This is a genomic window from Ruegeria sp. AF3, from assembly GCF_056536285.1.
Map to the genome: position 1 here is coordinate 3,200,101 of NZ_JBQFJM010000001.1, position 24,847 is coordinate 3,224,947.

The window sequence follows — 24,847 nt, forward strand, 5'->3', positions numbered from 1 at the left end:
ACTGGGTCAGATAAGTTCGGAATCGGCCAGTTCCCGCAAAGCGTCGAAATCCTGAATCAGCAATCCGCCGCGCGAGGATTCGACAATATTGTCGCGTTTCCAGATCGAGATCGTCTTGGAAACGGCCTCGCGTGTGGCCCCGACGAATTCGGCCAGTTCGCTCTGCGACAGGGTGATGCGCTGCGTTGGGTCGTCCTGCAATTCCGACAGATGCAACAGCTTTCGGGCCAATCGAATGGGCATGGGCAAAAAGACCTGCTCGTTCAGCTGCAACCCCATCCATCGCATGCGCACCCCGGCCAACCGGATCAGATCCACGGCAAGATCAGGCTGTTTTCTGATCTGGTTCATGACGTCATTGCGACGTACGCGCAAAACGCGCGATGGCTCGGCCGCCGCAATAGTCGCCGTGCGCGGGCCGTTGTCAAACAGTGCAATTTCGCCAAAGACTTCGCCAGGGCGCATCAGGGTCAGCGTCAGCTTTCGCCCGCTCATCGCCAGAAAGGACACTTCAAGCGTGCCTTCCAGAATGGCGTAGAGCGAATCGCCTTCATCGCCCTGTTCGAATAGGGTTTCGCCTTGAGCCAGCGAGATGTCGGTCGCCTGCGCCGAAAGCATCTCTCTAAGCCCGTCGGAGGCCTCCGAAAGGAAGCCGCTGGTGGGAAAGGCCGTCATGTATACACCGATCTTGGGTAAGGTGTGAGTGTGGGTGGTGGCACAACTTCCCATAGCTCGGCGGCTAAGCCAAGAATTTTGTTTGTTTTGCAGGTATTGCGACGTCAGGACAGCTATTTCTGTTCCGGGTCGTCCATATAGCGTTGCAGGATGCTGAATTGCAGCATCAGGAAGGCCATCAGCGCGATGGGAAATCCGAAGGTTTCGATTTTGACCCAAAGGTCGGTCGACATGGTGCGCCAGACAAACTCGTTTGCGGCGGCCAGAACGGCGAAACAGGCGCAAAGGCGGCGCGTCAGAATCATCCACCCTTCGTGCTTCATCGGCAGCAATTCATCCAGTACGTAGGCCAGATAAGATTTCTTTTGCAGCAACCCGATGCCAAGGATCAGGGCGAACAGGCCATAGACAAGCGTGGTTTTCATCTTGAAAAACCGCTCGTCATTGAACCATGCGGTCAGGCCACCAAAGAAAATGACCATGAAGGCCGTGAAAATCTGCATCCGGCTAAGCTGGCCGGTCAGGTACCACAGGATACCCATTGCCCCCAGCATCAAAGGGACGAAGATAATCGTGGCGATGATAAAGCCGGAATACTCGGTGCCACCGATCAGAAAGCTGTCATCACGCAAGCGCAGGTAGATGAAGAAGAAGGCCAGCGGCGGGCCAAGTTCCAGCACCTGTTTCAGAAATGGGTTGATATCTTTTTTGCCTGTCATCGGTACGTCCTGCTGCTTACCCGCCCATTTCAACTATTACGGCGCCGAGTGCAATCAATGCCATCAATGCAATGCGTCTTGGGCCAACGGTCTCCTTCAGGACAAGCCAGCCGATCAGCGCCGCAAAGACGGTTGAGGTTTCGCGCAGCACGGCAGCTTCACCGACTTTGTCCAGCCGTGTGGCCAGCATGATCGACCCAAAGGACAAAGGCGCGATGATGCCCCCGGCCAGGCCCCGCAGCATCAGCGGACCGGGTGCAGGGCGATGTGTCATCGCGCGCCATCTGAGGAAGGCGTAGACCGGCATCGCCGCGCCGTCGATCATGAAGAACCAGGCCAGAAATGTGAACGGGTCGGCGGTGGCACGTATGCCATAGGCGTCATAGGTGGTGTAAAGCGCTACAAACAGGCCCGTAATGATCGCCAGGACCAGCGCAATCCCCAGTGTGTCCCGGTTGGTTTCGAGAAACCGGAAATTATAGGCGGCCAGGCCAAATATCCCGGCCAGCAGGGTTGCGACGCCCAGCCACTGCACGGTCGAGAATGTTTCACCGAACAGGAGATAGGCACCAATGACCGTAAACAGCGGGCCTGTCCCGCGCACGACGGGATAGACGACCGTGTAGGACCCCTTGGTGTACGCCGCGGCCTGCAGCGTCTTGTAGGCAATGTGGATCAGCCAGACGAGGGCGAAGATCGGCCACATATGTGGTTCAGGCCAAGGCACCACGAAAAAGGCAAACGGGGCGGCCATCAGGCCATAGCTGGCGTCAATGGCGCCGCGGGACAGCCATGGATCATGGCGGCCTTTCTGCAGCGCCCCGAACGCGGCGTGCAGGAAGGCAGCCATCAACGCCAGTGCCAGCGCCAGCTGGTGACCGGCTTCGGTGCCTTCAAGTGAGATCAGCCAGTCGCTCAAATACGCAAACCTTTTGCCGGGCGGAAAGGGGTGGGGGCTGTCTGCCCCCACACCCCCGAGGATATTCAGGGCCAGATGAAGTGGCGGATCAGCCCTTGTCGAGCCCGGTCAGGGCGGCGGCGAAGTCTTCGGGGTCGAAGGGGGCAAGGTCATCAATCTGCTCTCCCACCCCGATTGCATGGATCGGCAGGCCGAACTTGTCGGCCAGAGCGACCAGCACGCCGCCCTTGGCGGTTCCGTCCAGCTTGGTCATGATCAGGCCCGAGACATCGGCCAGCTTGCGAAAGGTCTCCACCTGGCTCAGCGCGTTCTGGCCTGTGGTAGCATCGAGGACCAGCAAGGTGTTGTGCGGTGCGGTCTCGTCAACCTTGCGGATGACGCGGACGATCTTGGCCAACTCCTCCATCAGGTCGGTGCGGTTTTGCAGGCGTCCGGCGGTGTCGATCATCAGCAGATCCGCGCCTTCGGCCTGAGCACGGGTCAGCGCGTCAAAGGCGAGGCTGGCGGGGTCCGAGCCCTCGGGCGCGGCCAGAACCGGAACCCCGGCGCGGTCGCCCCAGACTTGCAGCTGTTCGACGGCCGCAGCACGAAAGGTATCACCGGCGGCGATGACGACTTTTTTGCCAGCCTGCTTGAACTGGCTGGCCAGTTTGCCGATGGTCGTGGTCTTGCCCGAGCCGTTGACGCCGACGACTAGCACCACTTGCGGGCGTTTGGGGTAAATCGGCAGTGGCTTGGCCACGGGCTCCATCACACGGGACACTTCCTGCGCCAAAAGCTGTTTGATTTCCCGGGTCGAGAGTTTGCGCCCAAAGCGCCCCTCGGCCATGTTCGAGGTGACACGGAGGGCGGTGTCGACGCCCATGTCAGAAGCGATCAGCAGCTCTTCGAGCTGCTCGAGCATGTCGTCATCCAGCGTGCGGCGCATTTCAGTGGCGGCGCCGCCGCGGCTGAACAGGCGGTTCAGGATGCCTTTGGATTCGGGAATTTCCGGCGGTGGGGCAATGGGCTTGGGGTCTGCCGGGGCGGGGGCAGGTTGTTCAGCCGGTTGCGGAGCCGGTTCAGGGGCCGGAATTTCCGGGACCGGTTGCGGCTCGGGCTCAGGTTCGGGGAGGACTGGGTCGGGTGCGGCGATTTCCTCGCCACCATCCTCGACGATGGCGTCCAGCCCCTGTTCGAGGCGGGATGAGGATTTGAACAGTTTGTCCTTTAGCTTTGAGAAAAACGCCATATTTGGTCTCCGCAGGTGTTCCTTTCACCTAATGCGGATTTGCGGCAGTTGCAAAGGGTCACGCAAAAGCGAAGACGAAACCAAATTGCGCCCCCCAATAGAGCGGCCAGATCAGATAGGGAGTCAGCTTGTGGGCGGGATGGTTCGCAGGCAGCAGGAACTTTTCCGTAGCAAGGATCAGATCAGACGCGATGAAGGCGATTGCAGCCGGGAATGCCCATCGCAAGGCACCTGTCTGGGGCAGCGCCAGCACGGTGATCCCCATGCCAAGGATGATCGGGATATAGGCCAGAACAGGGCCTTTCAGGTCTCCGGCGCGGGGGGCAAGCAGGGTGGCCATGACAATGCCCAGAATGACCAGAGACCACACGATCGCGGGGGCATCCCAGATCAGGCTGGCGGAGCTGGCAGGATGCGACAGGAACAGGGCGATATAGGCCAGATGCCCGGCGGCAAAAGCAGCAATGCCGGCCATGAACGTGGCATCCGTTTCACGCGACAACAGCGCGTCCCCGGTTGCGCACAGGGCAAGTGCAACGGCGAGCATCCATGGGCTGCCCTGCAGAACCGCAATGACTGCCAGCGCGGCGACCGAGGTGGTTTTCAGCACAGTGCGCAAGGAACTGGCTGGTCGGGCCGTCAGGGGCAGGTATCCCAATGCGCAGCCAAGGGCGATCCAGAAGAGAAAGGTTGTCATGTCACCTCACCGCGGTTTTCGAATACCATCATCCCGAGTGGGGCAAATAATCAAGCGCTTACGTGGAGTTAAGCGTGTTTCCCCAACCCCTGGCCAAAGGGTGAATGGCGTCCCCGGATCGCATCTGACACAATGGGCATATGTTCCGAGCGCTGATGATTCTCGCCTGCTTTGTCACGCCGCCCGCTGCGGCCCAGACCCCTTTGTCCGGCCCCGAATTCGACACCTATACGCAGGGCAAGACCCTGTTTTACGGGTTCGAAGGGCAGGTTTACGGGGTCGAACGCTATTTGCCCAACCGCCGCGTGATCTGGTCTTTTCTGGATGGCGATTGCAAGGAAGGTGTATGGTATCAGCAGGAAGAACAGATTTGTTTCATCTATGAAGACCGGTTTGATCCGCAATGCTGGGTCTTTACACGATCCGGCGGTGGCCTTGTCGCGCAGTTTGAAGGCGACCCGCAGGCGACCGAGCTGTACGAGGCGGAAGATATCGGGGAAGAAATGGTGTGTTATGGCCCCGACGTCGGGGTTTGACTAGGTCACCCGAAGCTCATCATAGCTGAGCATGACATGCTCCTGATATGCAGGTCTTTCTGTCAGCTTATCGTAATAGCGCCGCAGGTTGGGCAGGACCGCGCGGGATATGCCGATGTCGTAATAGCGATAAAGGATATGTCCCAGCTGAATATCGGCCAGCGTCAGATCGGGCCCGCACAGGTAGGTGTTTTCTGACAGTCGGGTATCGGCAAGTGCCAGTTTTCTATCCAGCGCGGCAACAGCCTGTTCAATCGCGTGTTGGTCCTGCTGCGCCGGGGCCGTCCGCACAACCTGCCAGAACACGGGCACTGTGAAACCCATCGCAACGTTGATCTTGGCCCATTCCGCCCATTTGTCGACTTCGGCCTGCTGGACCGGGTCGCGTGGCCAGAAGGCATTCCCGCCATAGGCATTCGCCAGATAGCGCAGGATTGCGCCGGTCTCCCACAGCGGTGGGTGATTGTCATCCTGTAGTACTGGGATGGTGCCGTTCGGGTTCAGCTTGCGAAAGGCATCGGTGTCCAGCCCGCCGAACCTGTGCCCTGCATCGTGGCGATGAAAGCGCAGATCCAGCTCTCCGACGCACCACATCAGGGCCTGAACATTCGATGACGTTTTGCGGCCCCAGATTGTCAGCATGGTTTAGAACAACGATCCCTGATCTGGTGCATCCGGTTTGGATTTCCGGTTGGGCTGCTTTGCGGCTGTCCCAGTGCCAAGGATGCCATCGGCGAATTCGATGTCCAGCGCTGTATGTTTTGCGGCCTCGGCTTTGGTCGTGATGACATTCCCATCTGCGCGGACCACGGCATATCCGCGTTCCAGCGTCGCCTTGTAGCTGAGCGTTTCGCGCAGGCGGTCAGTGGCCTCAAGCTGATGTTTCAGACGATCCAGCCGCGTGGTCTGCGCCGCGTTCATCCGATCAGCAAGCCGGGCAAGGTTTTGCGCGTGCTGGCCGATCTCGCGTTGAAACGGGCGCAGGGACAGGCGCGAAGACAGGTTGCGCAATGATTCCTGCCGGGCCGAGACCAGAGTGCGCAGAGTTGACGGGCGCAGATGGGCCGACAGTTCCACCACTTGCAGGCGACGGTTTTGCACTCCTCGTGTCAAAGCCGGGGTCAAGCGATCCGCAATCAAATCAAGGCGTTGCCGGGGGGAGTTCAACAGGCTGTCCGGGCGCGGCAGGGCGCGGGACAAATCGCGCAGCCTTTGCGAACGGCGCTGCACCGCGTCCGTTGCCGCGCGCGACAGGCGGGCGCCTTGCTCGCCGGTCCAGGCGAGCAGTTCGATGCCGACCGGCACGGCCAGCTCTGCCGCAGCTGTGGGTGTAGGCGCACGGCGGTCCGAAACGAAATCGATCAGGGTCGTGTCGGTTTCATGCCCAACGGCCGAAATCAGCGGTATGTCCGATGCGGCGGCGGCGCGCGCGACACTCTCTTCGTTGAAGCCCCAAAGATCTTCGATCGACCCACCGCCACGGGCCACGATGATCAGGTCAGGACGGGGCAGCGCGCCACCGGGTGTCAACTGGTTGAACCCTTCGATGGCACGGGAAACCTCGGGGGCGCAGTTTGCGCCCTGCACGGCCACGGGCCAGATCAGCACCTTGCGCGGGAATCTGTCCCGAAGCCGGTGCAGAATGTCACGGATCACCGCGCCCGAAGGCGATGTCACAACGCCGATGATCTGCGGCAGATACGGCAGGGGCTTCTTACGCTCGGGCGCAAACAGACCTTCGGCCTCAAGCTGCTTCTTGCGCTTTTCCAGCAAGGCCATAAGCGCGCCCTGACCGGCAACGGCAACTTCATCGACATTCAGGTTGTATTTGGATTGCGCGCCAAAAGCGGTCAGGCGACCGGTGGCGACAACCTCCAGCCCTTCCTCTGGCACGACCGAGAGGCTGGAAACCTGACCTTTCCATGTCGTGCAGGCCAAAACGTTCCGGTCGTCCTTGATGTCGTAGTACAGGTGCCCGGATCGGGCCTTGAACACGCGGCCAACTTCGCCGCGCACGCGGATTCGCCCGAACGCGCCTTCCAGCGTGCGTTTTACCTCGCCCGATACCTCGGAAACCGTGTATTCAGGGGTGTTTTGGCCCGGAATCGGGTCATCAAGCAGGTCGGACATTTCAGCGCCTTGTTTCAAATGCTCACCCAGCTTAGAACGCCGCGCAGGCGAGGCCAAGCAGATCGGAGACGACCCCATGAACATCCTTATTCTCGGCAGCGGCGGGCGCGAACACAGTCTGGCCTGGGCGGTGATGCAAAACCCCAAATGCGACCGTCTGATTGTGGCGCCGGGCAATGCCGGGATCGCTCAGATCGCGGATTGTGCCGCTCTGGATATCGAAAACGGCGGGGCCGTCGTCAGCTTTGCCGAAGAAAACGCGATTGATTTCGTGATTGTCGGCCCCGAGGCTCCCTTGGCAGCAGGAGTGGCGGATCGCCTGCGCGAAGCCGGGGTGCTGGTTTTCGGACCGTCTGCCGAAGCGGCCCGGCTGGAAGCCTCGAAAAGCTTTACCAAGGAAATCTGCGACGCGGCACATGCCCCCACCGCCGCTTATGCGCGGTTCACCGCGCCCGAACCCGCCAAGGCTTATATCCGCGAACAGGGCGCGCCCATCGTGGTCAAGGCCGATGGTCTGGCCGCCGGCAAGGGCGTGATCGTGGCCATGGACGAAGACACGGCGCTTGACGCCATTGACGACATGTTCGGAGGTGCCTTTGGTGGCGCGGGGGCCGAGGTCGTGATCGAAGAGTTTATGGACGGCGAAGAAGCGTCTTTGTTTGTTCTGTGCGATGGCCAAGACATCCTGTCCATCGGTACGGCACAAGACCACAAGCGGGTGGGCGAAGGGGATACCGGCCTGAACACCGGGGGGATGGGTGCCTATTCTCCGGCGCCGGTTCTGAGCGCGGAAGTTGAAGCGCGCGCGATGGAAGAAATCGTGCGGCCCACCATTGCCGAAATGAAGCGCCGGGGCACACCGTTTCAGGGAATTCTCTATGCGGGGCTGATGATCAAGGACGGCCAGCCGCGCCTTGTGGAATACAACGTCCGTTTCGGGGACCCGGAATGTCAGGTCCTGATGATGCGTCTGGGCGCGCAGGCGATGGACCTGTTGCATGCCACCGCCGAAGGGCGGCTGGGCGAGATGCGGGTCAACTGGGCTGATGATCACGCGATGACGGTCGTGATGGCGGCCAAAGGTTATCCGGGAACCTACGAGAAGGGCACGGTCATCAAAGGATTGGACGGCTTGCCCGAGGACAGCAGCAATATGGTGTTTCATGCCGGCACTAGCGAGGCTGCGGGGCAGGTGCAGGCTGTCGGCGGGCGCGTTCTGAACGTGACCGCGCGCGGAAAAACGCTGCAAGAGGCGCGCGACCGGGCGTATCAGATGGTTGATGCCGTGGATTGGCCCGAAGGGTTCTATCGCAGCGATATCGGCTGGCGCGCTTTGGAGGGATGATCGGGCAGGGGGCTTTGCCCCCTCGGCCTTGCGGCCTCCCGGCGCTGCGCGCGTTCGCGGTCGAAATCGTCCACTGGACGATTTCCTTTCAACCGCTCACCCCCAGGATATTATTGGCCAGATGAAGAAGCGGATCAGCAATTCAGGGCTGATGTGAGACTGTCGCGGTGTTTGAGCGGGCCCAGGTCCGTCAGATGCCAGCCATCCTGATAAAAAACACGGATGATCTGCGACCAGTCGGCGCTGGCAAGGATCATCTCAGGGAGTTCACCACAGCTCCTCAGGCCGCCGGAAATGAAATCCTCACCGATCTTGTGGTTGGTCAGGCCGGGCAGAGCGGCGATTTCGGTCAGGCCGCCATCTTTGAAGCGCCAGATGCGCAGGGTTTTGGCCAGGTGGGGGCGGTCGATATAGGCGATTTCGATATTGCCGTCACCGTCCAGATCAGCAGCACCGACCGGGGCGAGCCAGCGGAAACGTGCGCCGATATGAGGTGTGGCCGCGATTTTTTCGCCAGCGGCGTTGTAGATCGCAAGCTGAGCGCCTGTTGTGTCCTGCGTTTCAACGACAATTGCTTCAACCGCGCCGTCCCTGTCGATGTCTGCCAGACGCGGCGCGAGGTCTTCGAATACACGGTCCTGTGGCAGGCGAACCGTTACGACTGTGTCATTGACCACAAGTTCCAGCGCGCCGTATTCGATGTTGTCGCCCAAAACACCATGCGCGTATCGCGTGGTTGGTTCCGTGAAGCGAGCGTCGGTGATGGTGTCCGCCGGGACTGCGATTGGCAGCGCGCACCACATGCCAAAAGGGAGCAAAGCGCTGCGCACCCGACATTGCCACAGGCGGGCGGGTTGACGCGGCGCTTTGGACAGCATCAGATCTGCTTTTCGGGCATCTGGACAATCAGACCGTCCAGCGCGTCGGTCACCTTGATCTGGCAGGTCAGGCGCGAGCGGGCCGGGTCGGGCTCATAGGCGAAATCCAGCATATCCTCTTCCATGTCGTCCTTGGCCGGGATCTTCTCGACCCAGTCGGGGTGGACATAGACATGGCAGGTCGAGCAGGCGCAGGCACCGCCGCAATCGGCCTCGATGCCGGGAATATTGTTGTCTCGGGCCCCTTCCATGACAGTCAGTCCGTTGGCGACCTCGACAGTGTGCTCGGTACCGCCATGCTCGACATAGGTGATCTTTGCCATTGCGTGCGTCTTCCTTTTGCGATGTTCGAAACCTTCCTTAGTGAAGGGAGTTAGGTGTTTCCAGCCTCATTTGCGACTCCTTGCGCCGTGTCTGGACTTTCCTGTATTTTGTTCTATTTTTGTTCTTATGTTTACTGCCCCTTTTCACCGCGCGATTTCAAACCGGGACTGGCCGCGACCGCCGTCCTGTCTGCCCTCCGCCCAGCTGGAGGCTCCGCCCGAAGGGGCGCGTGTGGCCGTGGCCGGGCTGGTGATCCTGCGGCAGCGGCCGGGGACAGCCAAAGGCGTGATCTTTCTGACGCTTGAGGATGAGACCGGGATCGTCAACGTGGTGGTCTGGCGCAAAATCTACGAACGCTTCCGCCGTGCGGTGATCTCGGGGCGGTTGCTGAAGGTGACGGGCCGGATGCAGCGGGCGCATTCGGTGACCCATGTGATCGCGGAAGAGATCGAGGATATCTCGGGCATGCTGGACCTGCTGGTGCAGGGGCAGGGTTAGGTCTGCTGTGCGGATCAATCCGACATTGTCCGTCGCAGTGCCGCAAACCCGCGCCTGAAGAACGGGCGGTATGTTTTCTATGCCCCAAATGCGCGACTAAGGCGCTTTTCCGCCACTTGAACGCGGGATGGTCGACTCTTTGGCACCGGGCGCGTAGTGACACGCATCTTTGCGCATCGGCTTGTGTCAAAGCTCGGGCCGGATTGCGCATCACTCAACGTCTTTTCAGAGTCAGTTCGGATGCCCAACGCAACACATCAAGGATCGCTCGAAAATACCGTCTCTCTGGAAGAAAGCCGGATTTCCGACCGTCTGGCTGAGCTCTCGGAACTCACGCGTTCAGCGGGATATGTTCATACCGCCCGAATGATCGATGAGGCGTTAAGCGCTTATTCCTTTGAACGCAGGCAGGTTGAGACTGCAAAAAGGCTTCGGTCGGAGTTGCAGCAACTCAAGCGGATGGAGGCGTCGCGCTCGGCGGAGAAAGCGGATCGAAAGCCGCATTTGATCCCGAGCTTTCGGTCCCGGCGGTCGGCAAAACCCGATGGGATGCTTTTCGAAAGGGCAGAGCGTTCTGACGGCGCAGCCCAGAAAGCCGGAGCGAACAAAGGGCAGGCCGCATTTGTCCTGACAACCCGGATGCGTGTTGACGGGCGGAACGTTGCAAGGCTGCGCAATGGGCACTGGACAGGTATTTCCATGTCTTTCCCCGCGGAACCTGAATTCCAGTTTCGCTGACAGGTCACCCTGCGCCAAGGATTCGCCGCCGGGGGTGCTGGTCGTGTTGGTGCGGGGCGGAGTAACCTGGTACGGGGACAAAGCGGGCCATAACTGCACCGCTTTAAAGGTCCGCTTCATTAGACAGCTAGGCTATCCGAGTGAACGCTTACCGAGCCAGAAGCACACCAAGATAGACAACGTAAGCGAGCACAAAGAGCCCGCCCTCGCGCCGACTGATTGACCAGCCGCTTCGGGCAAACCCGATAAAGACAAGCGTTGAGGCACACAGAACCCAGATATCGAGACGAATAATCTCGCCAGGAATGACCATAGGTTGCACCAGGACAGTTACGCCAAGGATACCCAAGATGTTGAAGATGTTACTGCCCAAGACGTTCCCGAGTGCGACATCTCCCTCACCTTTCCGAACTGCGATGATTGAAGTGACGAGCTCCGGCATTGAGGTTCCGATTGCAACAATTGTCAGCCCAATTACCGTCTCCGAAAGCCCCGCTGTCTCAGCGAGAGACACGGCACCTGTCACCAAGAGCTTTGCCCCAAATATCGTGATCGCCAGCCCTGCAACGGTGATCAGTAACGACACGGCAAGTGATGTTTCTGGGCCGACTACGGCTTCTGCTTCGTTCTCGTAGACAGCTGCGGCTGGCGTGCCTTCGGACCTATACTCAGACCACAGTGTGAAGCCCAGATAGGCCGCCAAGGTGACGACAAGCCCTGCGCCGATCAGCCGGCTGATTTCGCCGTATAGAACTACGCTTAAACAAAGGAGAGTTACTATCACGACCGCCGTACCGTCCCGGCGGAGTGCTCTCGGGTTCACGGCGATAGGCGCGATGAGTGCTGCGATGCCGAGTATTAGAAGAATGTTTCCAATGTTGCTGCCGACAACATTCCCAATTGAAATGCCTGAAGAACCGGAAAGCGCGGCTTGCAAGCTTGTAACCAGTTCCGGTGTTGACGTTCCGAAGCCAACCAGTGTCAGTCCAATGACCATCGGTGAAATACCGAACGACTTGGCAGCAGAAACCGATCCGCGCACCACCAATTCGCCACCGACCACTAAGCCAGCAAGGCCAAAAACGACAAATAATGCCGCGTACATCTTGAGTGGGTCTTTCTGAAGGATTTCCGTCGCTCATGTAATGATTTGCCAAACCTATACAATAGCAAAGGCGGATATTCGCGCATCACGCAGCATACGTAAGATTGACCTCAAAACCGGCCATGGAACAAGCCTACCGCTTGAACAAAACGCTCTGCGCCTGCTTGTCCCGGTGATCCCCTCGCAACTCGGCATAAAGAGCGCGTCCGGCCTGAACGGCTGGGCGGGCGCTGACGGTCTCTAGCCAGCGGGCAAAGTGCGGCTTGTCCTCCAGCACCTGCTGCTGACCTTCCCACAGGCTGGCCCAGCCCCAGATCGACATGTCAGCGATGGAATAGAAATCGCCCGCGACATACTCGTTTTCGGCCAGCCGCCGGTCCAGTACGCCATAAAGCCGCGCGACCTCGGCGCGGTAGCGGTCCTTGGCATAGGGCAGGTCCTGCGGCGGGTCCAGTTGCGGGGCATATTTCAGGAAGTGATGCGCCTGACCCGCCATCGGGCCAACGCCGCCCATCTGCCACATCAACCATTCCTCGACCGCGATCCGGTCACGCTCGGACGTGCCATAGAACCGCCCGGTCTTGCGGGCCAGATACATCAGGATCGCGCCGCTTTCGAAAACCGAAATAGGTGCACCATCCGGCCCGTCGGGATCGACGATGGCGGGCATCCGGTTGTTGGGCGCGATCTTCAGGAAACCGGGGTCGAACTGGTCACCCTTGCCGATATTGATCAGATGGGTGGTGTAGGGCAGCTCCATCTCTTCCAAGGCGATGGAAACTTTCCAGCCATTCGGTGTCGGCCAGAAATACAGATCAATCGGGTCAGCCATGTGTTCTCCTGATGTTGACGGGGATCATGCGGGTTTCTGCCGGTTCGGCAAGTACCGCTTACGAAAGCGTGACCGAACCGCAGGCCGGGCTTGACCGAGAACCGCCCGAGGCGTATTGCGATCCTGAAGCTACGTGGCGATTTGTTACCGGATTGCGGGCCACGCTAAACAACACCGCTAAAAGGTCAGGATGAAAGACCCCTTTCGCTTGGCCGCGTCTGGGGTTTTTTGTTTGCCTCCACCCGAGGCTGAAAGGATTGAGATGAGCGAGAACTGGAACAAACGCACCCAAGCCGTCCATGGCGGCATCCGTCGCAGCCAGTATAACGAGGTGAGCGAGGCGATTTTTCTGACGCAGGGTTTCGTCTACGAAAACGCTGAACAGGCCGAGGCCCGGTTTCTGGAATGTGGCCCGGACGAGTTCATCTATGCCCGTTACGGCAACCCGACCGTGTCCATGTTCGAGCAGCGCATCGCGGCGCTGGAAGGCGGCGAAGATGCGTTTGCGACGGCCTCGGGTATGGCCGCCGTCAACGGCGCGCTGACCTCGATGCTGAAGGCCGGGGACCATGTCGTTTCGGCCAAGGCGCTGTTCGGCTCGTGCCTCTATATCCTTGAAAACATCCTGAGCCGCTATGGCGTGGACGTGACCTTTGTTGACGGCACCGATCTGGAACAGTGGAAGGCTGCGATCCGCCCGGACACCAAGGCCGTTTTCTTTGAATCCATGTCGAACCCCACGCTTGAGGTGATCGATATCGCCGCCGTGGCCGATCTGGCCCATGCGGTCGGAGCCGTTGTCGTGGTGGACAACGTGTTCTCGACCCCGGTGTTCTCGCGCGCGATCCAGCAGGGTGCGGATGTGGTCGTCTATTCAGCGACCAAGCATATCGATGGGCAGGGCCGTGCGCTGGGCGGTGTGATCATCGGAACCAAGGACTTCATCCGAGGAACCGTTGAACCCTATCTTAAGCATACCGGCGGCGCGCTGAGCCCGTTCAATGCGTGGATCATGCTCAAGGGTCTTGAGACGATGGCGCTGCGGGTCAATGCTCAAGCCGAAAGCGCGCAAAAGATTGCCGAGGCGCTGGAAGGGCACCCGGCGCTGGAACGTACACTTTATCCCGGTCTGAAAACCCATGCCCAGAACGCGCTGGTTCAGACCCAGTTGGGCGGCAAGGGCGGAACCGTGCTGTCGCTGGACATCAAGGGCGGCAAGGATGCGGCGTTTGCCTTCCTGAACGCAATGACCATTCCTGTGATTTCGAACAATCTGGGCGATGCCAAATCCATCGCGACGCACCCGGCGACAACAACACACCAGCGTCTCAGTGACGTGCAGAAGGACCAGCTGGGCATTACACCAGGTCTGATCCGCTTTTCCGTCGGGCTTGAGGATGCCGGTGACTTGCTGGCCGACCTTCAGCAAGCGTTGGAAGCCTCGCAGAAATAAACCAAAGCCCCCCGCGCGCCCATTTCGTGCGTGGGGGCTGGCTGCCTGCCCATGCGACCACTCTGTTTCGGGCGGCAGCCAGGCGCACCGCCCGCTGTTCCCGCCCTCAAAAGGCGTTAACTGTTGCGAGATGACGGTTTTGCGCCGGATTTTTCAATCCGGGCTGCTATTGCCGACGTATCGGGTTAGACTGGTAATAGACCATCAGTCATATATAGTCCGACGACCAACCAAGGAACTGCCGCTGATGAACGTTCACCCGCGCGACATTGATGAAAAACCGGATCGGGACAAGGCTGCCGAGGCTTTGAACGTTTTGCGGCAATGGGCCAAATCTGCCTCGGAAGCCGAGATAAACCAGCTTGACCCGGCTGTGGCCCGGCTGCTGCCCGGTCTGGCGGCGGGCAACTATCCGCCCTTTTCTCGCGCTTACCCCGATGACTTTACCGTAGATGCGGCGTACCGCGCATCCTTGCCGGATTTGCAGAACGGCCCGTCCAGCCTGATCCGTGGGGCCAAACAGCAGATTCAACATGTGGGTATTTCGAACTTCCGCCTGCCGATCCGGTTCCACCGGAAAGAGGGTGAAGACCTGACGCTGGAAACCTCGATCACCGGCACGGTCAGCCTCGAGGCCGAGAAAAAGGGCATCAATATGTCCCGGATCATGCGGTCTTTCTACAAACATGCGGAACGGACGTTCAGCTTTGAGGTCATGGAATCTGCCCTGGACGATTACATGTCCGATCTGGACAGCTTCGACGCCCGTATCCAGATGCGCTTTTCCTACCCGGACAGGATCAAAAGCCTGCGCTCGGGCCTTGAGGGGTACCAGTATTACGATATAGCGCTGGAACTGGTCGAACAGAACGGTGTGCGTCTAAAGATCATGCACCTTGACTATGTCTATTCCTCGACCTGCCCATGTTCTTTGGAACTCAGCGAACATGCCCGGTCGATGCGTGGTCAGCTGGCGACGCCGCATTCGCAGCGCTCCGTCGCGCGGATCTCGGTTGTCGTGGACTGTGATGCGGATTGCCTGTGGTTTGAAGACCTGATTGCGCTGTGCCGCCGTGCGGTTCCGACGGAAACGCAGGTCATGGTGAAACGCGAAGATGAACAGGCATTTGCCGAGCTGAACGCAGCCAATCCGATCTTTGTCGAAGATGCCGCGCGCCTGTTCTGCGCCGAGCTTTTGGCAGATCATCACGTTGGCGATTTTCGCGTTGTCGCAAGCCATCAAGAGAGCCTGCACAGCCATGACGCCGTGTCGATTCTGACCGAAGGCCCAACCTTCACCGCGTCCAGCCTGGACCCGAAACTGTTTACGACCCTGTTTCACGTTGGCTGAACGTCTCGGGTAAGTGTTTAGAATTTAATCAGAGATTTATCTGATCGGCGCTCATTCGCCGCAGTGCAGCAAAAATGCTGCAATTGCGTGAAGACTTCCTGTATCCTGACGGGGAATGCAGCTTCGGCACACCGGCGCGCTCAATGGTGTGTCACCCGAAAGGAAGCCGAGACGTGAGACGCCTTGGACTGCAAGACCCCAACCTCCGCTCGGACCCTCCGAGCGGGCAGGGCGCTTTACCCTCACTCCTCGGGCTGCATCGTTTTCAGAGGAGATCTATGGAATGAATCCGATTACCCAACCGCTAGAGCTTCAGGCCGCAGCTATACGCATGGCTGGCTATGCGATCGTCAACCAGATCAAGATCGCACAGATCATGACCCGTTCGGCACTTGAACTGCCGATGGTGCCGGTCCACGCCCTGCACCTGGCAGCATCAGCACCGGTTCCTGTGGTGGAAACACCGGCGGAAAAACCGGTGGCCAAACCCAAACCCGCCGCGACCCGTGCGAAACGCGTACCGGTGAAATCGTCAACGCCCAAGAAAAAGCTGGCCCGCAAACCTGCACCGTCCAAGCAGGCGGCCACACCGGTTGAGTTCTCAGCCAGTCCGCGGCCCACGGCAGCACCCCCGGCGGCAGCCAAACCGACACCAGCGGTTAGTGATGAAATAGCAGTAAAACCTGTTGAATCTACGGTGACACCTGCGACCGCAAACGTGTCGCCCGTAACGCCCAAGCCCGCCCCTGCAAAACCGGCGCCTGTTCAGGCAACGCAGGTTAAGCCGACACCGGCCGATCCTGCCCCGGCTGAGGTGCAGGCGAAATCTGCCCCGGCCACAGAGCCGCGCAAACCGCAGGCGCGAAAAACTCGTGCCCCGTCCAAACCACCCGTGATGCCCGGAGCAGATGCCAAAAACTGACGGGTAAACCGGGATCATCTGCTTGACACGGTCGGGTTGGCACGCCAACCCTGCGCGTCATGATGGATCTTCGCCCGGTCGGATATGTGATTGGCTTGCTGGTCGCCATTCTTGGGGCGACCATGCTGCTGCCTATGCTCGCGGACCTGATCGAGGGGCGCGGGGAATGGCACGTGTTTCTGGAAAGCGCGATTATCACGACGCTGACCGGGTCCGTTCTGGCGATGAGCTGCTCGAACGGTGTGGGCGAAGGGCTGACCATCCGCCAGACCTTCCTGTTGACAACCGGTGTTTGGGCGGCGCTGCCCCTGTTTGGTGCAATTCCGTTTCTGTTTGGTGAAACCGAGCTGCGCTTTGTCGATGCGTATTTCGAGGCGATGTCCGGCCTGACAACAACAGGTTCAACGGTGATTTCCGGGTTGGACACCCTGCCGCAGGGGCTTTTGCTGTGGCGCGGTATCCTGCAATGGCTGGGGGGCATCGGGATCATCGTTGTCGCCATGGTGTTCCTGCCCGAGCTGCGCGTTGGCGGCATGCAGATCTTCCGCTCGGAAGGCTTTGAAACAATGGGAAAAATCCTGCCCCGCGCGCAAGAAATCGCGGGTCAGATTTCGCTCATCTATGTTTTCCTGACACTTGTCTGCGCGCTGGTTTACGCCGGTCTGGGAATGAACTTTTTCGACGCCCTGGTACATGCGTTGACAACGCTTTCGACCGGCGGGTTCTCGAATTATGACGCCTCGTTCGGAACCTTCTCGGGGCCCGCCGAATATGCGGCGTCGGTCTTCATGATTTTGGCGGCGCTTCCTTTTGTGCGCTACGTCCAGCTGGCAAACGGCCATACAGCGTCCTTGTGGAAAGACAGTCAAGTTCGCGTGTTTCTGGCGACCATTCTGGTTCTGGTCATCATCATGTCGATTTTCCTGACATCGGTCTTTCCGCATCATTGGGAACAGGCGTTTCGGGAATCTCTGTTCAACATCACCTCGATCATCTCGGGCACCGGCTATGCCAGTGTCGATTACATGGGCTGGGGCAGCTTTCCGATCATGATGTTCTTCCTGATCGGCCTGATTGGTGGCTGCGCGGGATCGACGGCATGTTCGATCAAGATATTCCGCTATCAGCTGCTGTTTGCCTCGATCAAAAGTCAGATCAAACGGATCAGGTCTCCGCATGGCGTGTTCGTGCCGCTCTATGATGGGCGGCCTGTGGGGCAGGGTATTCTGACCTCGGTGATGAGCTTCTTCATGTTCTTTGTCCTATCGATGGGCGTGCTGTCCTGGGCGCTGGCGCTGACCGGTCTGGACTTTATCACAGCCGTTTCCGGGGCAGCGACCGCGCTGGCCAATGTCGGTCCCGGTCTGGGCGATCAGATCGGACCAGCGGGCAACTTCGCAAATCTCAACGACACGGCTAAATGGTTGCTGACAATCGGGATGCTGGTCGGGCGGCTCGAGCTGTTGGCCGTTTACGCGATCTTCACTGTTCAATTCTGGAGAGGCTGATGAAAAGACCCCTTGGCGCGCAGATTTCGCATATGCTCAAGGATCGTGGCGTGGACGTGATTTTCGGTATACCCGGCGTTCACAATCAGGAAATGTATCGCGGCATCGAAGAGGCTGGCATCCAACATGTTCTGGCCCGTCACGAACAGGGGGCGGGGTTTATGGCCGATGGGTATGCCCGCGCAACCGGCAAGCCGGGGGTTGCCTATGTGATCACCGGGCCCGGCCTGTGCAACATCATGACGCCGATCGGGCAGGCCTACAGCGACTCGGTGCCGATGCTGGTGGTGTCGTCCTGCCTTGATGAAACACAAGCCCTGCGCGGCCAGTTGCACCAGATGAAGGACCAGCGCCTTGCGGCCGGAACCGTTGCCGACTGGTCGGCACAGGCCAACACGGCCGAGGCCGCCTATGCGCTGGTCGAACGCGCTTTTGAAGAATTCGAGCTGTCGCGCCCGCGCCCCAAGCACATTCAGGTGCCAATCGCGCAGTTGCAGGCCGAGGCTGATCCGGCACCTTTCCCCAACCAGCCCGCGTTGCGCACCAAAGCGTTGCCGCCTGACGTATCGCCTGTTGTCTCGATGCTGAACCTTGCGCGCAGGCCGCTGTTCATTCTGGGGGGCGGTTGCAAATCCAGCGACTGGCGGCAGATTCTGACACAGCTAGGGGCGGCATGCTTTACCACATACGCAGGGCGCGGGCTGCCGGGCGCAAACTATCCTCTGGACTTCGGCGCATCCCTGCCGCGCCCCGGCAGCGCCGAGGTTATCGCCTCGGCGGATCTGGTCATCGCGGTCGGCGCAGAACTGGGCGAGGTCGATCTGTGGCGCAGCGACCTTGGGCATTCGGCAACGCTGATCCGCGTTGACCTTGATCCCGAAGTCCTGTCCGACCACCATCGCGCCGCGATCAAACTGCAAACCGACAGCGATAGCTTTGCCCGCGCCTTGTGGCAGGCGACCGAAAACCTGAAACCGGCAACCGGCTGGTCGCCCGATGAAATTTCCGAAACCCGCGCCCGGTGGCGGGCCGAGGTGGATGCCGAACGGCCCGGAATTGTAGCAGTGGCCGATGCGCTGCGCGCGGCGATGCCCGCAGATACCATGATCTATTCCGACATGACCCAATTCGCCTATGTCGCGAAAGAAGTGTGGGACATGGCCTATCCGCATCACTGGCACCATCCGACCGGGTTCGGAACGCTGGGCTATGGTCTGCCGGCTGGAATTGGCGGCGCGGTGGCGCGGCGCGGCAAACCAACGGCGGTTATCGCCGGGGATTACGGGTTCCACTATACGATGCAGGAACTGGGTGTTGCGCTCGAGCTGGGTTTGTCGCTGCCGATCATCCTGTGGGACAATGGAAAACTGAAAGAAATCGAAGACAGCATGGTCCGCAGCCAGATCGCGCCCAATGCAGTGGTGGCGCATAACCCGGATTTCTGCAAGCTGGCCGAGGCTTTTGGCGCGCGCGCCTCAGCCCCTTCATCTCTGGCTGAGATGCAGAGCGCGGTTCGCGCGGCGTTCGATGCGCCTGTCCCGACCTTGATCCAAGTGACCTCGGACATTCTGTAACAAAAAGCGCCGCATCTTCATGCGGCACTTTGATGTTTCAATGTCTGGTTTCAATATCTGCGCGCGTTCAATCCCAGCAATGCACCAGAACCGTCATTCCGGTCGCGCGCCGGTTCAGCTCGTTGGGGGAAATCCGGGTGGTTTCCTCGCTCGACTGACCGGAAACACCGGCTTTCGTCAGGATTTCTGTCAACCGCTCGACGGTTGCCGCAAGGCTGACTGATGCGGGCAGGGTACGACCCGCTGACGGTGTGGGCAGCAGCATGCCAACCACGTTGCCGCTGTCGTTGAAGACCGGCCCGCCCGCATCGCCGGGCTGTGCGTTCAGCGCCAGCCGTTTGACACCCGTCTCGCCGTTCAGGCCACGGATATCCGCGATTTGGCCGTAGGTCAGCGTCGGTGCGCCCAAAGCCCCCTGGTAGGAAAAGCCGGATACGGCCACTTCGGACTGGATGCGCGGTTGGGTGGTGCTGAAAGCAGCAACACTCATAGGGGCAAGAGCTTTTGCAGGACGCAGAACCGAAACACCAAGCTCCGGGTCCGTCAGCGCCAGTTGCACCTCCTGATCCCCTTCCAGTGTGATCCGGGTGCAGCTTTCGGCGGCTTCGGACACCGTCAGAACCGTGCCGTCCGCGCCAGCGAAAAAGCCCGACCGCGACAACCGGGGCTTGCGGATCTGAAGACCCGAGACCAGATCGATGCGCTGTTCCGCATCCGCACCGGCGGCGGCATCCAGAACCGCGCCGGTTGTGCTCAGGCTGGTCGCCATCGCAGCCTGCACACGCAGGCGGCGCGCTTCGTCCCCTTCGGGCCAGACGAGTGTAAAGCCCTTGATCTTTCCATCATCCAGCCGCGCCTGCGTGAATGACACGATCCCATTGCCGCGCCCTTCAAGGGTAAACTGGTCGCGACCCAGCTCGCGCGGGCCGTTCAGCGGAACAATCTCAAGCGACTGCATCACCTCGAAAAGGGCGCGCAGCGTGTTCTTGTCACCCTCCTGACTGATCAAAAGGGCCTGGGCGTTCAGATCCGAGGCGCTTTTGAAATGCACGAACGGTGCCTCATAGCGATCAAAGCTGACTGTACCCAACGGCATGTCCAGCGCAATTCCGGCTGCGTCATCGGAATACCGTTCCATCCCGGCCGAGATCAGCGGCGCGTTGTATTCATCCATCAGGGCCTTGCGTTGCACCGTGGTCAGAACGCCCGTCGCCTCATAACCATTGAAGCGCTGCCAATCGCCCATCGACCGGCGGGTTCCCTGACCGAAAGCGCCATCGATAGTCGAATTATAGAAACCCGCCGCTTGCAGGGCTGTTTGCAGGTCTTTCCGTTCCTGCGCCGTCAAAAGGCGCTCGGATTGCAACGCCTGTTCGCGGGTTTCATCCGAATCCTGTGCGGTCGTAACCGCCACTGGTTCTTCCGCCTGTGCTGCCGGTTCTGTCAGCACGCTAACAACGTCGCGGTTCACCGCGTTTTCGCCGACCGGCCAGAATTGCTGCCCCAGCGCGCTTGAAAACGCGACGAAGCTGTCACGCGGGATCTGCCCCTCGGCCCGGTATACGCGCAAAACCTGCTCGGCATCGCCGCGCGAATAGGGGCCAATGACGATGGCATACCAGCCGCTGTTCAGCCGAAACCCGTTCACGTCGGGCAAGGTGCTGGCATAGGCTTGCGCCCGGTCCTGCGCTTCGCGCAGCGAGGGCTGCGCCTCGACCTGAACCCAGACGCCGGGATCTTGTTGTGCGGTCGCGGCGCGCAGGCCGACCAGAAGAAACAAAAGAATTGCTGAAAATACGCGTGTCATAGTCTGCCCGTGTTATGCGGTGTTTGTACTGAGGTGCAGAATACGCGATTTCATTTGCCAAATACCATGCTGTGAATGCGGGGAATTTGTGGTGTGGCCGCGCAGATACAGCCACAGCCCAAAGCCCCGTTGACGCCCCTCGACCCCTTGCATAGGAAGGGCCAAACCGACCGGAACCGGGCGCACGGGGCGCCCAGAGGGAATGTCATGACCGAACCGACCAGCGCACCGCGTTCATTTCAGGAAATCATCCTTAGGCTTCAGTCCTACTGGGCCTCGAAAGGCTGCGCGATTCTGCAACCCTATGACATGGAGGTCGGGGCAGGGACGTTCCATCCCGCTACCACTTTGCGGGCGCTGGGGTCCAAGGCATGGGCCGCAGCCTATGTTCAGCCGTCGCGCCGTCCCACGGACGGGCGCTATGGCGAAAACCCCAACCGGCTTCAGCATTACTACCAGTATCAGGTGCTGATCAAACCCAGCCCGCCGGATTTGCAGGAGCTGTATCTGGGCAGCCTTCAGGCCATCGGCATCGACATGGACCTGCATGATATCCGCTTTGTCGAAGACGACTGGGAAAGCCCCACGCTGGGCGCTTGGGGGCTTGGCTGGGAAGTCTGGTGTGACGGAATGGAAGTCAGCCAGTTCACCTATTTCCAGCAGGTCGGCGGCCATGACTGCACGCCTGTCTCGGGCGAGCTGACCTATGGGCTCGAGCGTCTGGCCATGTATGTGCTGGGCATCGACCACGTGATGGACATGCCGTTCAACGATCCGCAATCCCCCAGCGCTTTGACCTATGGCGACATCTTCAAACAGACGGAAGAGGAATACGCCCGCTGGAACTTTGACGTGGCCAATACCGAGGTTCTGCTGCGCCATTTCGAAGAGGCCGAGGCTGAATGCGCCACTGTCCTGGCGCAGGCACATGACGACCCGAAAACCGGCAAGCGTATCATCATGGCGCATCCGGCCTATGACCAATGCATCAAGGCGTCACACATCTTCAATCTGCTGGATGCACGGGGCGTGATCTCGGTCACCGAACGGCAGGCCTATATCGGGCGCGTGCGGGCGCTGGCCAAGCAATGCGCGGATGCCTTTGTGCAGACCGAGGCCGCCGGGTTCAGCGTCGGATGAGGCGATCAGGCCAGCCCCGGCAACAGGGCTTTCAGGCCGTCCGCGATCATGCTGACGGCGATAGCCGCCAGAATCATCCCCATAAAGCGGCTCATGATCACGCGCGCGGTGTCGGACAGGCGTTGGGCCAGCCAGGCCGCGTTCCAGAACGTGATCAGAAGCAGGCCAACAATGGCAAGGAATACACCAGCATAAACAATGGCTTCTACGGGCTTCTTGATCTGGTGTGCATACAGGATCAGCGTGGTGATCGTGCCGGGGCCGACCAAAACGGGAAAGGCCAGCGGATAAAAGGCGACGGTATCCGGTTCGGGGTAAGCGTCCTTTTCCCCCTTCGTCCCGTGATGAGAGGTGCTTTCGTGTCCGTTCAGCATGTTAAGGCCGATCATCATGACAACCAGACCACCGGCGACGCGCAGATGATTGACACTGATGCCAAAAAGGCCAAGCGCCTGACTACCGACCAAGGCAAAGGCGCCGCCAAGGATCAGGCAGTAAACCGCTGTTTTGACCGCAATCTTGCGTTGTTCGGCGGCGGACAGGTCCTGAGTGACGCTCAGAAACACCGGCAGGTTAGTGACCGGGTTCATGATCGCAAACAATGCGCCGAAAAATCCGACGGCAAGGGTGGATTCCATCGTGTTGACCTCGTTTCTGCCTGTTCCCCGATGAAACCTGTCCTATTTTACAAGAACTTGAAAGAGGCGGCCTGAAAGATGACGGGAAAACTGCTGGCAATTCTTCTGCTGCTGTCGGCCATCGTGGCAGGCCTCGGCATGTATTATCTACAGGTCTACGGCTATTATTATGAGGTCGAACCGCAACCGGGGCAGGACGTTGCCCTGATGACGGATGCAGGCGGTGTGCCGGAGCCCATCGCCTATTCCGGGTTTCAGGCAATCGACGCCGACAGCTCGCCGATCCGGTATCGTGCCTGCTTCGAAACCGAATTGTCGCCGGACCAGATGGCTGGATACGTGCCTGTCGAAAACTCCGAACCCCTGACCGCACCGGGATGGTTTGAATGCTACGATGCGGTGTCTTTGGCGGATGCGCTTGAATCCGGGCAGGCGCGGGCGTTCATGGGGGTGAAGAACATCCATTTCGGCGTCGACCGGATTGTGGCGATCACCGCGGATGGCAAGGGCTATGTCTGGCACGCGTTGAACAATTGTGGTGAAAAAGCCTATGACGGTACCGTCGTGGGCGAGGAATGCCCGCCGCGCCCGGAAAACTGAAGGAGCAGACCGTGGGCCATGTCATAGAAATCCCCGATTTCCTGACGGCCACACTGGGGTTTGCGGTCTATCTGATCGGGGCCGAGATCAATGCCCGTGTCGCTACCCTGCGCAACTTCAACATCCCCGAACCCGTGACAGGGGGCCTGCTGGCCTCGCTGGTGGTTCTGATGCTCTATCTGGTATTCGGGATCGAACTGTCCTTTGGCCTGACAGCCCGCGATTTCCTGCTGGTCCTGTTTTTTGCCGGGATCGGCCTGAACGCCCGCCTGTCTGACCTCATTGCGGGTGGTAAGCCGTTAATCTTGCTTTTGATTCTCACTCTGGCGACGATTGTCTTTCAGAATGTGATCGGCGCGGCTGGGGCGGCGATCTTCGGCTATCCCGCACAGGCCGGTGTGTTGTTCGGATCGGCTGCCCTGATCGGTGGGCACGGAACGGCAATTGCATGGGCGCCGGATGTGGCGCAGGCAACGGGCCTTGACGGCGCGACCGAACTGGGTGTGGCAGTCGCCACCCTTGGATTGGTCCTTGCTGCGCTGGTTGGCGGCCCGATTGCGCGCCTGCTGGTCGAACGGCGCGGCCTGACGCCTGACCGCCCTGACGAAGAACCCAGCGTAGGATTGCCGGATGAGCATGACGGGCACACCACAAGCATCGATCATCTGACCGTCATGCGCGTCCTGCTGCACCTGAACCTGGCGATCATCTTGGGATATGCACTGAATGAATCAATTGCCGCCGCCGGGCTGAAACTGCCGCTGTTCGTGCCCTGCCTGATCATGGGCATCGTGATCGCCAATCTGCGGGACGCGCTGTTTCCCGATGCTCCGAAAGTGTCGCGCACACCGTCGCTGGCGTTGATTTCGGAATTTGCGCTGGGCGCGTTTCTGGCAATGTCGCTGATGAGCCTGCAACTCTGGACCATTGCGCAGCTGGGCATGGCCATTGCCGTGATCATGACAGCGCAGACGGTGTTCGCGGTGCTGTTCGTCCTCTGGGTGCTGTTCCCGGTCATGGGGTCCAACTATCGCGCCGCTGTACTGGCCGCCGGGTTTGGCGGCTTTGCGTTGGGGGCCACACCCACCGCTATCGCAAATATGACAGCCGTGACCAAGCGATATGGCCCATCGCCTATTGCCTTTATCGTGCTGCCCCTTGTATCCGCCTTCTTTGTGGATATCGCCAATGCCATCGTCATTCAGACGATCGTCAATTTCTAAGGAC

Annotated in this window: 25 protein-coding genes and 1 riboswitch; of the genes, 12 read left to right on the top strand and 13 right to left on the bottom strand. The window is 59.8% G+C overall.

The genetic code is table 11. The annotated features are described in order from the left end of the window. Positions 1 to 6: 6 nt before the first annotated feature. From ACR3FC_RS16030 to ACR3FC_RS16050, 5 genes are all read right to left on the bottom strand, one after another. Entirely contained in the window at positions 7 to 675 is a 669-nt protein-coding gene (locus ACR3FC_RS16030) for a Crp/Fnr family transcriptional regulator (RefSeq protein WP_480476488.1), read from the bottom strand. 113 nt (positions 676 to 788) lie between these two features. Next, positions 789 to 1,394, bottom strand: coding sequence for an inner membrane-spanning protein YciB (locus ACR3FC_RS16035; protein WP_480476490.1), 606 nt, complete (start codon positions 1,392 to 1,394; stop codon positions 789 to 791). A gap of 16 nt (positions 1,395 to 1,410) precedes the next feature. Beyond that, complete coding sequence (locus ACR3FC_RS16040) at positions 1,411 to 2,313, bottom strand: EamA family transporter (protein WP_480476492.1); 903 nt, start codon at positions 2,311 to 2,313, stop codon at positions 1,411 to 1,413. Positions 2,314 to 2,401: 88 nt separating this feature from the next. Further along, on the bottom strand, positions 2,402 to 3,544 hold the full coding sequence (gene ftsY / locus ACR3FC_RS16045) for a signal recognition particle-docking protein FtsY (protein ID WP_480476494.1): 1,143 nt from the start codon (positions 3,542 to 3,544) through the stop codon (positions 2,402 to 2,404). Between the two features lie 58 nt (positions 3,545 to 3,602). Further along, positions 3,603 to 4,241, bottom strand: coding sequence for a lysoplasmalogenase family protein (locus ACR3FC_RS16050; RefSeq protein ID WP_480476496.1), 639 nt, complete (start codon positions 4,239 to 4,241; stop codon positions 3,603 to 3,605). 155 nt (positions 4,242 to 4,396) lie between these two features. Between ACR3FC_RS16050 and ACR3FC_RS16055 the strand changes: the two genes are divergently transcribed. Further along, entirely contained in the window at positions 4,397 to 4,777 is a 381-nt protein-coding gene (locus ACR3FC_RS16055) for a hypothetical protein (protein WP_480476498.1), read from the top strand. Here ACR3FC_RS16055 and ACR3FC_RS16060 read toward each other — a convergent pair whose 3' ends face one another. Both ACR3FC_RS16060 and xseA read right to left on the bottom strand, forming a co-directional pair. Continuing rightward, entirely contained in the window at positions 4,778 to 5,419 is a 642-nt protein-coding gene (locus ACR3FC_RS16060; protein WP_480476500.1) for a glutathione S-transferase family protein, read from the bottom strand. A 3-nt stretch (positions 5,420 to 5,422) separates the two neighbouring features. Then, complete coding sequence (gene xseA, locus ACR3FC_RS16065; RefSeq protein ID WP_480476502.1) at positions 5,423 to 6,907, bottom strand: exodeoxyribonuclease VII large subunit; 1,485 nt, start codon at positions 6,905 to 6,907, stop codon at positions 5,423 to 5,425. A gap of 76 nt (positions 6,908 to 6,983) precedes the next feature. Between xseA and purD the strand changes: the two genes are divergently transcribed. After that, a complete protein-coding gene (purD, locus tag ACR3FC_RS16070) occupies positions 6,984 to 8,252 on the top strand; it encodes a phosphoribosylamine--glycine ligase (protein WP_480476504.1) in 1,269 nt (422 codons plus the stop codon). Positions 8,253 to 8,386: 134 nt separating this feature from the next. Here the strand turns inward: purD and ACR3FC_RS16075 are convergent, their stop codons facing one another. Next, positions 8,387 to 9,130 carry an FG-GAP repeat domain-containing protein gene (locus ACR3FC_RS16075; protein WP_480476506.1) on the bottom strand — a complete coding sequence of 248 codons (744 nt, stop codon included), beginning with the start codon at positions 9,128 to 9,130 and terminating at the stop codon, positions 8,387 to 8,389. Then, on the bottom strand, positions 9,130 to 9,453 hold the full coding sequence (locus tag ACR3FC_RS16080; protein WP_209504265.1) for a 2Fe-2S iron-sulfur cluster-binding protein: 324 nt from the start codon (positions 9,451 to 9,453) through the stop codon (positions 9,130 to 9,132). The genes ACR3FC_RS16075 and ACR3FC_RS16080 overlap by 1 nt, the downstream gene beginning before the upstream one ends. Positions 9,454 to 9,580: 127 nt before the next feature. On the opposite strand from ACR3FC_RS16080, the gene ACR3FC_RS16085 reads away from it, so the two are divergent. Next, the gene (locus tag ACR3FC_RS16085; RefSeq protein WP_480476508.1) at positions 9,581 to 9,952 is read left to right on the top strand and encodes an OB-fold nucleic acid binding domain-containing protein; all 372 of its coding nucleotides are present in this window, start codon (positions 9,581 to 9,583) and stop codon (positions 9,950 to 9,952) included. A gap of 240 nt (positions 9,953 to 10,192) precedes the next feature. Next, on the top strand, positions 10,193 to 10,690 hold the full coding sequence (locus tag ACR3FC_RS16090) for a hypothetical protein (RefSeq protein WP_480476510.1): 498 nt from the start codon (positions 10,193 to 10,195) through the stop codon (positions 10,688 to 10,690). 148 nt (positions 10,691 to 10,838) lie between these two features. Here ACR3FC_RS16090 and ACR3FC_RS16095 read toward each other — a convergent pair whose 3' ends face one another. Together ACR3FC_RS16095 and ACR3FC_RS16100 are read right to left on the bottom strand one after the other, a co-directional pair. Continuing rightward, entirely contained in the window at positions 10,839 to 11,795 is a 957-nt protein-coding gene (locus ACR3FC_RS16095) for a calcium/sodium antiporter (protein WP_480476512.1), read from the bottom strand. A gap of 133 nt (positions 11,796 to 11,928) precedes the next feature. Next, positions 11,929 to 12,627, bottom strand: a complete 699-nt coding sequence (locus ACR3FC_RS16100) for a glutathione S-transferase N-terminal domain-containing protein (RefSeq protein ID WP_480476514.1) — start codon at positions 12,625 to 12,627, stop codon at positions 11,929 to 11,931. A gap of 123 nt (positions 12,628 to 12,750) precedes the next feature. Beyond that, positions 12,751 to 12,828, top strand: a riboswitch (SAM riboswitch). 61 nt (positions 12,829 to 12,889) lie between these two features. Between ACR3FC_RS16100 and metZ the strand changes: the two genes are divergently transcribed. The 5 genes from metZ to ACR3FC_RS16125 all read left to right on the top strand — a co-directional run bounded on the left by metZ (position 12,890) and on the right by ACR3FC_RS16125 (position 19,435). Next, the gene (metZ, locus tag ACR3FC_RS16105) at positions 12,890 to 14,080 is read left to right on the top strand and encodes an O-succinylhomoserine sulfhydrylase (RefSeq protein ID WP_480476516.1); all 1,191 of its coding nucleotides are present in this window, start codon (positions 12,890 to 12,892) and stop codon (positions 14,078 to 14,080) included. A 247-nt stretch (positions 14,081 to 14,327) separates the two neighbouring features. Beyond that, the gene (folE2, locus tag ACR3FC_RS16110; RefSeq protein WP_480476518.1) at positions 14,328 to 15,431 is read left to right on the top strand and encodes a GTP cyclohydrolase FolE2; all 1,104 of its coding nucleotides are present in this window, start codon (positions 14,328 to 14,330) and stop codon (positions 15,429 to 15,431) included. A 283-nt stretch (positions 15,432 to 15,714) separates the two neighbouring features. Next, positions 15,715 to 16,353 carry a hypothetical protein gene (locus ACR3FC_RS16115; protein ID WP_480476520.1) on the top strand — a complete coding sequence of 213 codons (639 nt, stop codon included), beginning with the start codon at positions 15,715 to 15,717 and terminating at the stop codon, positions 16,351 to 16,353. 59 nt (positions 16,354 to 16,412) lie between these two features. Next, positions 16,413 to 17,861 carry a TrkH family potassium uptake protein gene (locus ACR3FC_RS16120; protein ID WP_480476522.1) on the top strand — a complete coding sequence of 483 codons (1,449 nt, stop codon included), beginning with the start codon at positions 16,413 to 16,415 and terminating at the stop codon, positions 17,859 to 17,861. Beyond that, positions 17,861 to 19,435: a 5-guanidino-2-oxopentanoate decarboxylase gene (locus ACR3FC_RS16125; protein WP_480476524.1), complete on the top strand. Its 1,575-nt coding sequence runs from the start codon at positions 17,861 to 17,863 to the stop codon at positions 19,433 to 19,435. The genes ACR3FC_RS16120 and ACR3FC_RS16125 overlap by 1 nt, the downstream gene beginning before the upstream one ends. Before the next feature lie 67 nt (positions 19,436 to 19,502). On the opposite strand, the gene ACR3FC_RS16130 is transcribed toward ACR3FC_RS16125, so the two are convergent. Next, on the bottom strand, positions 19,503 to 21,242 hold the full coding sequence (locus ACR3FC_RS16130; protein ID WP_480476526.1) for a serine protease: 1,740 nt from the start codon (positions 21,240 to 21,242) through the stop codon (positions 19,503 to 19,505). Between the two features lie 207 nt (positions 21,243 to 21,449). On the opposite strand from ACR3FC_RS16130, the gene ACR3FC_RS16135 reads away from it, so the two are divergent. After that, positions 21,450 to 22,382 carry a glycine--tRNA ligase subunit alpha gene (locus ACR3FC_RS16135; protein ID WP_480476528.1) on the top strand — a complete coding sequence of 311 codons (933 nt, stop codon included), beginning with the start codon at positions 21,450 to 21,452 and terminating at the stop codon, positions 22,380 to 22,382. 5 nt (positions 22,383 to 22,387) lie between these two features. Here ACR3FC_RS16135 and ACR3FC_RS16140 read toward each other — a convergent pair whose 3' ends face one another. Continuing rightward, positions 22,388 to 23,020 (bottom strand): MarC family protein, encoded by a 633-nt coding sequence (locus ACR3FC_RS16140; RefSeq protein WP_480476530.1) that lies wholly within the window; start codon positions 23,018 to 23,020, stop codon positions 22,388 to 22,390. A 78-nt stretch (positions 23,021 to 23,098) separates the two neighbouring features. On the opposite strand from ACR3FC_RS16140, the gene ACR3FC_RS16145 reads away from it, so the two are divergent. Both ACR3FC_RS16145 and gltS read left to right on the top strand, forming a co-directional pair. Beyond that, entirely contained in the window at positions 23,099 to 23,620 is a 522-nt protein-coding gene (locus ACR3FC_RS16145) for a DUF6446 family protein (protein ID WP_480476532.1), read from the top strand. Continuing rightward, entirely contained in the window at positions 23,596 to 24,843 is a 1,248-nt protein-coding gene (gltS, locus tag ACR3FC_RS16150; protein ID WP_480476534.1) for a sodium/glutamate symporter, read from the top strand. The genes ACR3FC_RS16145 and gltS overlap by 25 nt, the downstream gene beginning before the upstream one ends. Positions 24,844 to 24,847 lie beyond the last annotated feature (4 nt).

Coding starts and splice junctions, on each gene's coding strand:
- ACR3FC_RS16030 (WP_480476488.1), bottom strand. CDS start 675: ATGACGGCCTTTCCCACCAGCGGCTTCCTTTCGGAGGCCTCCGACGGG.
- ACR3FC_RS16035 (WP_480476490.1), bottom strand. CDS start 1,394: ATGACAGGCAAAAAAGATATCAACCCATTTCTGAAACAGGTGCTGGAA.
- ftsY (WP_480476494.1), bottom strand. CDS start 3,544: ATGGCGTTTTTCTCAAAGCTAAAGGACAAACTGTTCAAATCCTCATCC.
- ACR3FC_RS16050 (WP_480476496.1), bottom strand. CDS start 4,241: ATGACAACCTTTCTCTTCTGGATCGCCCTTGGCTGCGCATTGGGATAC.
- ACR3FC_RS16055 (WP_480476498.1), top strand. CDS start 4,397: ATGATTCTCGCCTGCTTTGTCACGCCGCCCGCTGCGGCCCAGACCCCT.
- ACR3FC_RS16060 (WP_480476500.1), bottom strand. CDS start 5,419: ATGCTGACAATCTGGGGCCGCAAAACGTCATCGAATGTTCAGGCCCTG.
- xseA (WP_480476502.1), bottom strand. CDS start 6,907: ATGTCCGACCTGCTTGATGACCCGATTCCGGGCCAAAACACCCCTGAA.
- purD (WP_480476504.1), top strand. CDS start 6,984: ATGAACATCCTTATTCTCGGCAGCGGCGGGCGCGAACACAGTCTGGCC.
- ACR3FC_RS16075 (WP_480476506.1), bottom strand. CDS start 9,130: ATGCTGTCCAAAGCGCCGCGTCAACCCGCCCGCCTGTGGCAATGTCGG.
- ACR3FC_RS16080 (WP_209504265.1), bottom strand. CDS start 9,453: ATGGCAAAGATCACCTATGTCGAGCATGGCGGTACCGAGCACACTGTC.
- ACR3FC_RS16085 (WP_480476508.1), top strand. CDS start 9,581: ATGTTTACTGCCCCTTTTCACCGCGCGATTTCAAACCGGGACTGGCCG.
- ACR3FC_RS16090 (WP_480476510.1), top strand. CDS start 10,193: ATGCCCAACGCAACACATCAAGGATCGCTCGAAAATACCGTCTCTCTG.
- ACR3FC_RS16095 (WP_480476512.1), bottom strand. CDS start 11,795: ATGTACGCGGCATTATTTGTCGTTTTTGGCCTTGCTGGCTTAGTGGTC.
- ACR3FC_RS16100 (WP_480476514.1), bottom strand. CDS start 12,627: ATGGCTGACCCGATTGATCTGTATTTCTGGCCGACACCGAATGGCTGG.
- metZ (WP_480476516.1), top strand. CDS start 12,890: ATGAGCGAGAACTGGAACAAACGCACCCAAGCCGTCCATGGCGGCATC.
- folE2 (WP_480476518.1), top strand. CDS start 14,328: ATGAACGTTCACCCGCGCGACATTGATGAAAAACCGGATCGGGACAAG.
- ACR3FC_RS16115 (WP_480476520.1), top strand. CDS start 15,715: ATGAATCCGATTACCCAACCGCTAGAGCTTCAGGCCGCAGCTATACGC.
- ACR3FC_RS16120 (WP_480476522.1), top strand. CDS start 16,413: ATGATGGATCTTCGCCCGGTCGGATATGTGATTGGCTTGCTGGTCGCC.
- ACR3FC_RS16125 (WP_480476524.1), top strand. CDS start 17,861: ATGAAAAGACCCCTTGGCGCGCAGATTTCGCATATGCTCAAGGATCGT.
- ACR3FC_RS16130 (WP_480476526.1), bottom strand. CDS start 21,242: ATGACACGCGTATTTTCAGCAATTCTTTTGTTTCTTCTGGTCGGCCTG.
- ACR3FC_RS16135 (WP_480476528.1), top strand. CDS start 21,450: ATGACCGAACCGACCAGCGCACCGCGTTCATTTCAGGAAATCATCCTT.
- ACR3FC_RS16140 (WP_480476530.1), bottom strand. CDS start 23,020: ATGGAATCCACCCTTGCCGTCGGATTTTTCGGCGCATTGTTTGCGATC.
- ACR3FC_RS16145 (WP_480476532.1), top strand. CDS start 23,099: ATGACGGGAAAACTGCTGGCAATTCTTCTGCTGCTGTCGGCCATCGTG.
- gltS (WP_480476534.1), top strand. CDS start 23,596: ATGCCCGCCGCGCCCGGAAAACTGAAGGAGCAGACCGTGGGCCATGTC.